Raw genomic sequence first — 10,938 nt, forward strand, 5'->3', positions numbered from 1 at the left:
TTAGCTCGCCTACTTCGCTGGGGTGAGATCATAAACTAAAAGCATCTGCTAAGCATAAAGACGTCAAAAAAATTTGTCGGTCGGGTGTCACCGAATTCACAGTAAGGAAATCCTGACTGTGATGTAGGGATTTCCTTAGTTGAATTTTTTAAGTCCTAATGTAATGCGATGTTCGTATAGTGAATTAATTCAGAATTATAGTTGATCCGGTTTTCTGATGGATTCTTGAAACGAGCATTCGGGATATCGACCGGTCTGAGGCAAAACTTGAGTTCGGCAGAGTCTGCCGCACTGGCGCTATGCTAGCGGCTTCGCCTACCTCGAGGAGCAACTGATGAAACGGACTACAGGATCGATGATCTCGTTTAGCCGCCCTGACGGCAAGGATGTCCAGGGTTACCTGGCGAGGCCGCACAAGCCAGAGGGCGCGCCTGCCATCGTCGTGATTCAGGAATGGTGGGGTTTGAATGACCAGATCCGCGGCGTGGCGGACCGGCTCGCGCAAGCTGGCTATCTGGCGCTGGTGCCCGATCTCTACCGTGGCAAAACGACCGTGGAAGAAGAAGAGGCACACCATCTGATGAGCGGGCTCGATTTCGGCGACGCGGCCACTCAGGATGTGCGTGGCGCCGTCCAGTATCTGAAGCAGCATGCGGAGAACGTTGGAGTGACCGGCTATTGCATGGGGGGCGCGCTCACCTTGCTCGCGCTATGCAATATTCCTGAAGTGTCGGCGGGCGTGGTGTGGTACGGCTTCCCTCCGCTCGAGTACATTGACGCATCGAAAATCAAAGTTCCGGTTCTCGGTCACTGGGCGACGCAAGACGATTTTTTCCCGGCAGAAACGGTGGACGCTTTGGAGGCGAAGCTCACCGCCGCCAATGTCGAGGTCGAGTTTCATCGCTATCTTGCGCGCCATGCGTTCGCGAACGAAACAGCAGTCGGGCCGGGCCGTATTGCGGGGACCCAGTTCGATCCGGTGTGGTCGCAGCAGGCCTGGGATCGCACGCTGACGTTCTTCGGTCGCACGCTCTGGAAGTAACGGGGCGGCGTGAACCCTCGCTGCAAGGTGAACGCTTGCGGCGACGAAGCCTGTCAGCCGGTCAGCCGGTCAGCCGGCCGTCGCTGCGTCGCCGGGTGGCATGGCGCCGGCGCATGGGAACCCGCGTGAAAGATTGGGCTGGCGGCGCGCCAATCTGTTTACCTATACTCCTCTCACTCTGAAGGCAGGCCAATCGCCGTAGTGAATACCAACAAGACGGAGCCTCACATGCCTGTAGCGATGCGAAACGCGGCCCTCGTGCTGCTGACATGTTTCACGTTGGGCGCCAGTGCCTATGTGCAAGCCGGCTCCGTTTGCGATGAGGGGTGTAAGGCCCGCGGCCAGCTGCTCGATCATCGCGTCACGTTACGGCTTGGTGCCGCGGCGTTTTCGAAATTGCTTGCCTCGAACGCATCCGGTCAGCAGCTCACGCAGATCGCCGGCGCGCCCGCTTGCAGCGTGGAGATCGTGAGCTTCCGCTACCGGACCATCGGCGGCGCGGGCGAGCCTGCTACCGCCAGCGGCGCATTGATGATTCCAGGCGGGCGGTCGGCGACATGTAGCGGGCCGCGTCCGCTGATGCTCTATGCGCACGGCACGACCGCATACCGCAACTACAACATCGCCGATATCACGCAAACCGATCCAGGTAACGGCGACGGCGCCGGGGAGGGCATCAGCGTTGCCGCCATGTATGCGGCCCAGGGCTATATCGTGGTCGCGACCAATTACGCGGGCTATGCTGGCTCCGATCTCACGTACCACCCCTACCTGAACGCCGATCAACAATCCGCCGATGTCATCGACTCGCTTCGGGCGGCGCGGGTCGCACTGAGTGACGTGAAACCGGAAAGAAGGGCGCGCGAGAACGGCAAGCTGTTCGTCACTGGCTATTCGCAAGGTGGCTTCGTGGCCCTGGCAACGCATCGTGCTTTGCAGGCGGCCGGTGTCAAGGTCACGGCATCCGCGCCGGGGTCGGGTCCGTATGCACTTGCCGCCACGGCCGACGCGCTCATCGAAGGCGAGGTGAATCTGGGTTCGACGCTATTCACGACCTTGATCGTGACGGGCTACCAGCATGCCTACGAGAACATCTACCGCAAGCCCGGCGACTTCTATGAAGCGGCCTATGCCCCGGGCATCGAGAATCTCCTGCCTAGCCTGCAACCTCTCGATAAGCTATTTGCGAAGGGGAAACTGCCTTCGACACAACTCTTCAACAGTGTCCCTCCCGCGCCGCAATATGCTTCGATGACGCCGCCGACTTCGCCGCCTCTCGTACCGCCCTCGCTGACGCCTCTATTTGCCGCCGGATTCGGCGACGCCAATCTCGTGCGCAACGCCTATCGTCTAAGTCTTCTGGAGGACGCCGCGGCCAATCCCGATGGGGCGTTTCCCAACACCACGGTTGGCATGACGGCGGCAGCGAATCCGATGCACCCGCTGCGCCAGGCGTTCAAGCGCAATGACTTGCGCAACTGGCTGCCGCGAGCGCCGGTTCTGCTGTGCGGCGGCGGCTCGGATCCCACCGTGTTTTTCTTCAACGCACGCATCGAACAGGCTTACTGGCAGAACGCCAAAGTGCCGGCAGGGCTCACGTCCGTACTGGATGTGGACTCGCCGATCGCCGGGCCCAACGATCCGTACGCGCCGGTCAAGCAGGGTTTTGCCAATGCGAAAGCGACGCTCGCGAATCAGGCCATTGCGGGCGGTGCAACCGACGGTGGCGCCTCGGCTGTGCTTCAGGCCTACCACGGTGAGCTGGTGGCGTCGTTCTGCATGGTCGCCGCCCGGGCCTTCTTCGCGAACTTCTGAGCGCTGGCGCAGCGCGTGGCGATGCTCACGGACGCCCGTGTGGATCGCTTAGGGTGTGGGCTTTAATAACGCGCCGGATTTCAACCGCGCGTTCACCACTGCCTATGAGGACAACCAGCCACGCCCGATCGGCCACGCCAGCAGCTTGCGGTACACCGTGATCAGGCCGCGCGTTACCACGCTGCCGCCTATCTGCCACAACGGTGTGATCGGCAGGTATGCCACGCATGCCATGGCGACGGCGCCCACCATGTCGAGCGGAAAATGGACGCCGACAAACACGCGTGCCCATGCCACCGCGAGACCGGACAGCAGGATCGGTATGCCGTACCGTCTCACGCCCCCCAGCAACAAGCTCAGTGCGATGCAGGCGAATATCGTCCCATGGTCGCTCGGGAACGACGAGTCGGGCGCGTGCTCCAGGAACGTATGGCCGATTCCCATCACGAACGGCCGGGGATGTGGCCAAACCATGCCGAGAATCTGATTGAGCCCGAGGGCGAGCAGGGTCACGCAAAACGCGCGCACTGCGACTTCACGTTGATGCTCGTTGCCGAAGAGCCATATTGCGATCAGCGAAAGCGGTACGAGATAAATGACGTAATCGGCAATCATTCGCGCCATGTCGATTTGCCAGGCCGGCGTCGACGGTGTTGCGTTGATCATCAGAAAGAGCGCCTGATTGAACGCTTCGAGTGTATTCATGCAGTGGGGATTTTGTGAGAGACGTGTGATGAATTGCGTCCTGGATCTTAGCAGGCCCAGCTTAGGTGAAGCTTAGGCCCAGTCCGAAACGATTGACGGGACCGTCCGGCGCGGGCGGTGTAGTCTGTCTATGCATGTCGGCAAACATGGCGGCGGCATGGGCAAATATTCCCGGAGATCAGAACGTCGCGAAGATCGATCCGGACCGGTTGCTGAGGGGCATAGCGTCCTTGGCTGCCAGGCGGTGGCCGTTATTCTTCAGGAGCAGTGGGCGAGGCGATTGCGATGAACCCGGAAAAAAGTGCTGATTTTATCGTGCGCAATATGTCGGCCGACGACGTAGCGTTGTCGGTCGAATGGGCCGCGGTGGAAGGATGGAACCCCGGTCTGCACGATGCCGGGTGCTTTCGTGCCGCGGACCCTAACGGGTTTTTTATCGGGGAGTGGCACGGCGAACCGGCTGCCTGCCTATCCGCGGTCGCGTACAGCGAGCACTTCGGTTTTATCGGGCTGTATATCGTGAAGCCGGAGTTTCGCGGCAGAGGTTTTGGCATGCGCATCTGGCAGCACGGCATGGACTATTTGCGTCACCGCAATGTCGGATTGGACGGTGTCGTCGCCCAACAGGCGAATTACAGAAAATCCGGCTTTCGGCTTGCGTATCGCAACATTCGCTTTCAGGGTGTCGTTCAAGCCCGCCCCCAGGGCGCGACGCGCTCGACTATTTTGAATACGTCGGCGCTGCCGTTCGAGCCGCTGTTTGAGTACGATCGCCAGTGCTTTCCCGCCGCGCGTGAGCGCTTCCTTGCCGCGTGGCTCGGACAACCTGGTGCCATCGCGCAGGTCGCGGTTCGCGACGGCCAGGTTGCAGGCTATGGCGTAGTGCGTCGTTGCAGAACGGGATGCAAGATCGGCCCGCTCTTCGCCGATAGTCACGAGATCGCCAGCGATCTGTTCGATGCGTTGGTGGCGCGCATGCCGGGCGAGATCATTGTTCTCGACGTGCCGGAGACCAACCCCGCTGCTGTCGCGCTGGCCGAGCGGCATGGCATGACGAGCGTGTTTGAAACGGCGCGGATGTATACGCTGGAAACGCCCGCTATGCACATTGAACGCGTGTTTGGCGTGACGTCATTCGAACTCGGATGATTGAGCGCAGGTTTGCGCTTTTTGCGACTTTTGTTTGTGTTGCCGTCGGCGGTGCGTCTCATGAACCGCAGACGGCAAACACATCGTTTGATACACACGTATGCGCTATTTCCATTTTGAGCCGAGATTCTCCAGCCCGGCTTTCATGAGGTCTTGCGGCAACATGACGACGCGAAATTCGCAGTCGGCGTTGAATTTCAGAAAAAATGGTTCTGCGAGTGCGGGAATTCCCGATGGTTCGTCGAGGTTCACGATGAGTACTGCGCCGCGTGTTCCGTTCTGCTCGGTGAAGTAGGCGGCTTCCGGTTTTATTTCTTCAAGTATTCTGCCTATCACTTCGCCGACAGTGCCATCGCGCACCAGCGTGTTGAACGGTTCGTGCGGAAATCGTATGTTGAGTAGCATGCGCATGTCATCCTCCCTGGTTGATGCCCAAAAGGGCATCTTAAGGATAGGAGTTTTATGCGTTGGTGTCGGAGTTTGTGTTGATTGTCTCGTGATCCATTGCGGCGGCCGCCAACGCGCTCGCCAGTTCCGGATGCGCTTCCTTGCGTTCGCTGTAGCGATCGGTCAGGTAGTCCGAACGGTCGCGCACCAGCAACGTGAACTTGTACAGTTCTTCCATCACGTCGACGAGGCGATCGTAATAGGCGGAGGGTTTCATCCGGCCGCCGGCGTCGAATTCCTGGTATGCCTTCGCCACCGACGACTGATTGGGGATCGTCACCATCCGCATCCAGCGGCCCAGCACGCGTAGCGCGTTGACGGCATTGAACGATTGCGAGCCGCCGCATACCTGCATCACCGCGAGCGTGCGTCCTTGCGTGGGGCGCACCCCGCCGCTTTCGAGCGGCAGCCAGTCGATCTGATTCTTGAACACGGCGGTGAGCGTGCCGTGACGCTCCGGGCTGCACCATACCTGCCCCTCCGACCATTCCGACAGTGTGCGCAATTCGACGACCTTCGGATGATCCGCCGCGACGCTGTCCGTGATCGGCAGGCCGTGCGGATCGAAGACCCGTGTTTCAGCGCCGAATTGGCGCAGGATGCGTTCGGCTTCGAGGGTGAGCAGTTTGCTGAACGAAGTGGGACGCAGCGAGCCGTACAACAGCAGAATTCGCGGGGCGTGTTGCGAGACCGCGTGCGGTTCGAGTTTTTGCGGATCCGGCGTGTGGAAATGTGGACCGCTAACGTTTGGCAGATTCCCGGTCATTAAGGAACCCTCCGTCCCGCGCTATCGATCACCTGCTCGCCGTCCTCTTTTGTAAATGCTCCTTGCTGAGCGGCGGGCAGGATATCGAGCACGACTTCGGAGGGTCTGCATAGACGCACACCGAGCGGGGTGACCACAATTGGCCGATTGATGAGGATCGGATGCGCCAGCATCGCATCGAGCAACTGCGCATCGCTCAAGGACGCGTCCGCGAGGCCGAGTTCGGCGTACGGCGTGCCCTTCTCGCGCAGCGCGGCGCGCACGGTGAGACCCGCGCGCGCGATCAGGTCCTTCAGCGTGGCTCGATCGGGCGGGTTCTTCAGATACTCGATGACCTCCGGCTCGATGCCGGCATTGCGGATCATGGCCAGCGTATTGCGCGAGGTGCCGCAATCCGGGTTGTGATAAATCGTGACGCTCATACCCGCTCTCCTTTAACGCTGTGTTTTGCCTCGTACCAGTGCTGCGAACGATTGACGACGCCGACCACCAGCAGCATCACGGGGACTTCGATCAGCACGCCGACCACGGTGGCAAGCGCTGCGCCTGAATGAAATCCAAACAGGCTGATCGCCGTGGCCACCGCAAGCTCGAAGAAATTGCTTGCGCCAATCAGACTCGACGGACCCGCGACGCAATGCGCGACGCCGAGCCGGCGATTGAGCAGATAGGCGAGGCCGGAATTGAAGAACACCTGAATCAGAATCGGCGCCGCAAGCATTGCGATGACCAGCGGTTCCTTGACGATGGCCTGCCCCTGAAAAGCGAACAGCAATACGAGCGTTGCCAGCAACGCGCTGATCGACCAGGGCGCGAGACGGGCGATTGCCTGCTGGAAATGTGCGTCGCCCCTGACAAGCAGATGGCGACGTAAAACCTGCGCAAGGATGACGGGGACGACGATGTACAACCCGACCGAGATGATCAGTGTGTCCCACGGCACCGAAATCGCCGACAAGCCCAGCAGCAGCGCAACGAGCGGCGCGAACGCCACGATCATGATGGCGTCGTTGAGCGCTACTTGCGATAGCGTGAAATACGGATCGCCCTTGCAGAGTTGCGACCAGACGAACACCATCGCCGTGCACGGCGCGGCGGCAAGCAGAATGAGACCGGCAATATAGCTGTCGAGCTGGCTGGCGGGAAGCCATGGCGCGAACACATGCCGAATGAAGATCCAGCCGAGCAATGCCATTGAAAACGGTTTGACGAACCAGTTCACAAACAAGGTCACGCCGATACCGCGCCACTGGTTTTTCACCTGCGTCATCGCGGCAAAATCGATCTTGACCAGCATTGGAATGATCATTACCCAGATCAATACGCCAACCGGAAGATTGACCTGCGCCACTTCCATGCGGCCAATCGCCTGAAAGAGTGGCGGGAGCAGTTGCCCGAGCAGGATGCCGCATACGATGCACAGCGCCACCCAGACGGTCAGATAACGCTCGAAGAATCCAATCGCCGGCCGTGCGCCGCGCGCCGTGGTGTTGGCGGTACTCATTTGTCGCAGCAGCTAGGGAGGTCGCTCGCGGCGCATGTTTCGCCCGCGCAGCAGTTTTCGGTCAGGAAGGCGATCAGGCCCGTCATCGCTTCGAAATTCGCCGAATAGATGATGAAGCGGCCGTCCTGCCGCGGTTTCACCAGTTCGGCGTGTGACAGGTCCTTGAGGTGGAACGAGAGGCTTGACGGCGAAAGCCCGAGCTGCTGTGCGATTTCACCGGCGGCCATGCCGTCCGGCCCAGCGACGACCAGCAAACGGAAGACCGCCAGCCGCGATTCATGAGCGAGCGCGCCAAGGGCGCGTACAACGAGGTTCGAGTCCATGCCCGAACGATACGCTGATCGTTTTCACATTTCAAGTATTGTTGAAATGATGCGGCTGACGTGATCTGTCAGGAGGCATTCAGCACCACCGCCCGAGGCCACCGCAGTGGCCTCGAACCGCCTCAGTTGCCGAACAACGAGGCCTGCGTCCCGCGACTCGGCGCCGGACGTGCCGGTTTCATCGGCGGTTCCCGACCGGCGGCCGTTTGCGCTGCAGCGGTTGAATCCGCCACCGAATCCGCCGCCGCTTCCAGCGAAGTCTGCCCGGCCTCGAGCGAGAGGAGAAACATCTTGTTTGCCAGGCCTCCGGCAAAGCCGGTCAGATCGCCGGAGGCACCGATCACGCGATGACAGGGCGCCACAATCGAGATCGGATTTCTGCCGTTCGCCGCACCCACGGCCCGCACCGCGTTGATGTTCCCGATTTGCGTAGCGATGTCCGAGTAGCTGCGCGTCTCGCCGAACGGGATCGTGAGAAGCGCCGCCCAAACCTTCTTCTGGAAGTCCGTTCCCCGGAAGTCGAGTTCAAGGTCGAACCGGTCTCTCGACCCGGCGAAATATTCGTTCAATTGGCGCTCGGTTTCGATCAGGATCGGGCTGTCATCCGCTTCGACGAGTTCCGGCAGACGCACCCGGGTCGGCTTGTCGTTCTCCCACAGAATGGCGGCAAGCCGGTTGCCGTTTGCAACGAGCTTTAGTTGACCGACGGGCGAATTCATTAACCTGTATGCGTACGTCACTTTGCTGGGTTCCTGGCTAGCTGGAGGCTGAGATCGCTTGATGCGAGGGGGTGAACTCGCTGTGCAACGGCTCCGATACGTGACAGCTTAGCGCCCGTCCTCGCCGAGGTCACGCCGGATCTTGCTATCCAATTCCGCGCGCGGTCTGGGACTCAGTAGAATTGATACCCTCGACCTACCGCTCACCGGCAACCCGATACTTTTTCTACGACTGTGACAACCCCCCTCGAACAACTGCGGGCTGGACAACTGGCGGGTACTCGCCGACTCAAACTCGCGTGCGGCCTGAGCGAATTTCCACGCGAAATTTTCGATCTGGCCGACACGCTGGAAATTCTCGATCTATCGGGCAATGCACTCTCGACGCTGCCCGATGATTTGCCACGGCTGAGCAAGCTGCGCATCATCTTTGCTTCTGACAATCCGTTCACCGAATTGCCGGAAGTCCTCGGGCAGTGTTCGCAACTGAGCATGATCGGCTTCAAGGCCAACCGCATCCGCGAAGTTTCGGGCAAATCGTTGCCGCCGCTATTGCGCTGGCTGACTCTCACCGACAACGAGATCGAAGCGCTGCCGCCAGAAATCGGTGCCTGCACGCAACTGCAAAAGTTGATGCTTGCCGGCAACCGGCTGCGGACCCTGCCCGAGGAATTGGCCGAGTGCTCGCGCCTCGAACTGCTGCGTCTCGCGGCGAATCAACTCAGCGAACTGCCTGCCTGGTTGCTGCGCCTGCCACGGCTTTCCTGGCTGGCGTACGCGGGCAATCCGTTCAGCGAAGCGCTGGAGACGGCGGCCCTGACCGATACGCCGATTGCCGATATTCGCTGGGACGCGTTGAAACTCGAAGCGCAGTTAGGCGAGGGCGCCTCCGGTGTCATTTATCGTGCGGCGCTGGCTGCTCGTCATGACGATGCGAGCAGGCCGGTCGCAGTCAAGTTGTTCAAGGGCGCGGTAACGAGCGATGGGTTGCCCGACTGCGAGATGGCGGCCTGCATTCGTACCGGCGATCATCCGAATCTGATTCCCGTGGTGGGCAAGGTGAAGGACCATCCGGCGGACACACATGGCCTCGTGATGGAACTGATCGATCCGCAATTCATGAATCTTGCCGGGCCGCCGAGCCTCGAGTCATGCACGCGCGACGTCTATGATGCCGGCACGCGCTTCGAGTTGGCCTCGGCATTACGCATTGCATACGGCATCGCGTCGGCTGCGTGTCATCTGCATCGGCAAGGTGTGATGCATGGCGATCTGTACGCGCACAATATTCTGCACGCTGGGTGCGGGCGTGCCTTGCTGGGCGATTTCGGCGCGGCGTCTTTCTATGCCGCTGATGATCGGGATGTCAGCGCCGCGCTGCAGCGCCTCGAAGTCAGGGCGTATGGTTGTCTGCTCGAGGAGTTGATCGACCGATGCGAGTGGCGGGATGCGGAGGCGGACATCGCGGCGAAACTGGTGGTGTTGAAAGAGAATTGCCTGAGCGAAGATATCGGCAGCCGGCCGCTGTTCGACGAGATCGCTTCCGTTTTGCGGCAGCTAAGCAGCTAATCAGCTAAGCAGCCAACGGGCGCCGGCGATCGGGACGCAGCCGCGTTGGCGACGGTTTGAACCGGGTCTGGTACGAACGCAGAGCAAGCATTCGTCCGTGTGGTCCAAGGAGAGCATATCAATGACGCAGAGGATGCGCCGCCGCGTGCTGATTGCCGGCACGCTTGCTGCGGCAGGCCTGGAAGGCCTGGCAGGTGCGGCTCGTGTCGATGCAATGCAGGGCGGCAAACTGAAGATCGCCCTCGTGTTGAAATCGATGACCGATCCGTTCACGGTCGCGATGGCGAACGCTGCGCAGAATTATCAGAAACATTTCGCGTCACAGTTCGGCCTGATCATTCGCGGAACGGCAACGGAGAGCGACACGGCCGCGCAGATCCGAATGGTGGACGAGGCGATCAAAGCCAGGATGAGCGCGATCGTCATTGCGCCGACTGACTCGAAGGCGCTGACCGCTGTCGTGGCGCGGGGGATCAAGGCCGGCATCATCATGGTTACCATCGATAACCCGCTCGACGACGCATCGCAGGACGCCGCCCACATCTCCGTGCCGTTTGTCGGCCCGAATAACCGCAACGGCGCGAAGCAGGTAGGCGATTATCTTGCGGAGCGGCTCAAGGCGGGCGATCAGATCGGGGTCATTGAAGGCATTTCCGCCGACCGCAACGCCCAGCAACGCACGGCCGGCTGCAAGGACGCAATGAACGCGGCCGGTATGAAGATCGTCGCCATACAGGCGGGCGACTGGGACTATGGGAAAGGGCGCGACGTGGCGTCGAGGATGTTAGTCTTACTGTGTCAATAAAATATTCACATCAAAGCGATACCTGGTAGTATTGAATAATACAGACTTTGGATGATCGCGATGAGAGAAGATATCGACGAATTTGACGCGTATC

11 protein-coding genes and 1 pseudogene are annotated in these 10,938 nt (G+C 60.3%); 5 read left to right on the forward strand and 7 right to left on the reverse strand.

Going from position 1 to position 10,938, the window contains the following annotated elements:
* Nucleotides 1-334 precede the first annotated feature (334 nt).
* Both KHO23_RS13165 and KHO23_RS13170 read left to right on the forward strand, forming a co-directional pair.
* Nucleotides 335-1,042, forward strand: a complete 708-nt coding sequence (locus KHO23_RS13165; RefSeq protein WP_211611652.1) for a dienelactone hydrolase family protein — start codon at nt 335-337, stop codon at nt 1,040-1,042.
* A gap of 228 nt (nt 1,043-1,270) precedes the next feature.
* On the forward strand, nt 1,271-2,857 hold the full coding sequence (locus tag KHO23_RS13170) for an alpha/beta hydrolase family protein (RefSeq protein ID WP_211611653.1): 1,587 nt from the start codon (nt 1,271-1,273) through the stop codon (nt 2,855-2,857).
* A 102-nt stretch (nt 2,858-2,959) separates the two neighbouring features.
* Here the strand turns inward: KHO23_RS13170 and KHO23_RS13175 are convergent, their stop codons facing one another.
* On the reverse strand, nt 2,960-3,562 hold the full coding sequence (locus KHO23_RS13175; RefSeq protein ID WP_211611654.1) for a phosphatase PAP2 family protein: 603 nt from the start codon (nt 3,560-3,562) through the stop codon (nt 2,960-2,962).
* Nucleotides 3,563-3,847: 285 nt separating this feature from the next.
* Here KHO23_RS13175 and KHO23_RS13180 point away from each other — a divergent pair, with 285 nt between their 5' ends.
* Nucleotides 3,848-4,711, forward strand: coding sequence for a GNAT family N-acetyltransferase (locus KHO23_RS13180; RefSeq protein WP_236066824.1), 864 nt, complete (start codon nt 3,848-3,850; stop codon nt 4,709-4,711).
* Nucleotides 4,712-4,816: 105 nt separating this feature from the next.
* On the opposite strand, the gene KHO23_RS13185 is transcribed toward KHO23_RS13180, so the two are convergent.
* The 6 genes from KHO23_RS13185 to KHO23_RS13210 form a co-directional block, all read right to left on the reverse strand.
* Entirely contained in the window at nt 4,817-5,122 is a 306-nt protein-coding gene (locus KHO23_RS13185) for a panthothenate synthetase (RefSeq protein ID WP_211611655.1), read from the reverse strand.
* Between the two features lie 49 nt (nt 5,123-5,171).
* Nucleotides 5,172-5,924, reverse strand: a complete 753-nt coding sequence (gene arsH, locus KHO23_RS13190) for an arsenical resistance protein ArsH (RefSeq protein WP_211611656.1) — start codon at nt 5,922-5,924, stop codon at nt 5,172-5,174.
* Nucleotides 5,924-6,346, reverse strand: a complete 423-nt coding sequence (arsC, locus tag KHO23_RS13195; protein WP_211611657.1) for an arsenate reductase (glutaredoxin) — start codon at nt 6,344-6,346, stop codon at nt 5,924-5,926. Before arsC ends, arsH begins: the two co-directional genes overlap by 1 nt.
* Nucleotides 6,343-7,428: an ACR3 family arsenite efflux transporter gene (gene arsB / locus KHO23_RS13200; protein WP_211611658.1), complete on the reverse strand. Its 1,086-nt coding sequence runs from the start codon at nt 7,426-7,428 to the stop codon at nt 6,343-6,345. Before arsB ends, arsC begins: the two co-directional genes overlap by 4 nt.
* Entirely contained in the window at nt 7,425-7,751 is a 327-nt protein-coding gene (locus KHO23_RS13205) for an ArsR/SmtB family transcription factor (RefSeq protein ID WP_211611659.1), read from the reverse strand. The genes arsB and KHO23_RS13205 overlap by 4 nt, the downstream gene beginning before the upstream one ends.
* Before the next feature lie 122 nt (nt 7,752-7,873).
* A complete protein-coding gene (locus KHO23_RS13210; RefSeq protein WP_236066825.1) occupies nt 7,874-8,491 on the reverse strand; it encodes a methylated-DNA--[protein]-cysteine S-methyltransferase in 618 nt (205 codons plus the stop codon).
* A 213-nt stretch (nt 8,492-8,704) separates the two neighbouring features.
* Here KHO23_RS13210 and KHO23_RS13215 point away from each other — a divergent pair, with 213 nt between their 5' ends.
* Nucleotides 8,705-10,039, forward strand: a complete 1,335-nt coding sequence (locus KHO23_RS13215) for a leucine-rich repeat-containing protein kinase family protein (protein ID WP_211611661.1) — start codon at nt 8,705-8,707, stop codon at nt 10,037-10,039.
* Nucleotides 10,040-10,160: 121 nt separating this feature from the next.
* A pseudogene (locus tag KHO23_RS13220) lies at nt 10,161-10,826 on the forward strand (substrate-binding domain-containing protein); the annotation flags it as partial.
* Nucleotides 10,827-10,938 lie beyond the last annotated feature (112 nt).

Origin of the sequence: Paraburkholderia haematera (assembly GCF_905220975.1) — a bacterium.
GTDB classification, from domain to species: Bacteria; Pseudomonadota; Gammaproteobacteria; order Burkholderiales; family Burkholderiaceae; genus Paraburkholderia; species Paraburkholderia haematera.

Bases quoted from the DNA above. Each gene is read 5' to 3' on its own strand.
- KHO23_RS13165 (WP_211611652.1), top strand. From the start codon at position 335: ATGAAACGGACTACAGGATCGATGATCTCGTTTAGCCGCCCTGACGGC.
- KHO23_RS13170 (WP_211611653.1), top strand. From the start codon at position 1,271: ATGCCTGTAGCGATGCGAAACGCGGCCCTCGTGCTGCTGACATGTTTC.
- KHO23_RS13175 (WP_211611654.1), bottom strand. From the start codon at position 3,562: ATGAATACACTCGAAGCGTTCAATCAGGCGCTCTTTCTGATGATCAAC.
- KHO23_RS13180 (WP_236066824.1), top strand. From the start codon at position 3,848: ATGAACCCGGAAAAAAGTGCTGATTTTATCGTGCGCAATATGTCGGCC.
- KHO23_RS13185 (WP_211611655.1), bottom strand. From the start codon at position 5,122: ATGCGCATGCTACTCAACATACGATTTCCGCACGAACCGTTCAACACG.
- arsH (WP_211611656.1), bottom strand. From the start codon at position 5,924: ATGACCGGGAATCTGCCAAACGTTAGCGGTCCACATTTCCACACGCCG.
- arsC (WP_211611657.1), bottom strand. From the start codon at position 6,346: ATGAGCGTCACGATTTATCACAACCCGGATTGCGGCACCTCGCGCAAT.
- arsB (WP_211611658.1), bottom strand. From the start codon at position 7,428: ATGAGTACCGCCAACACCACGGCGCGCGGCGCACGGCCGGCGATTGGA.
- KHO23_RS13205 (WP_211611659.1), bottom strand. From the start codon at position 7,751: ATGGACTCGAACCTCGTTGTACGCGCCCTTGGCGCGCTCGCTCATGAA.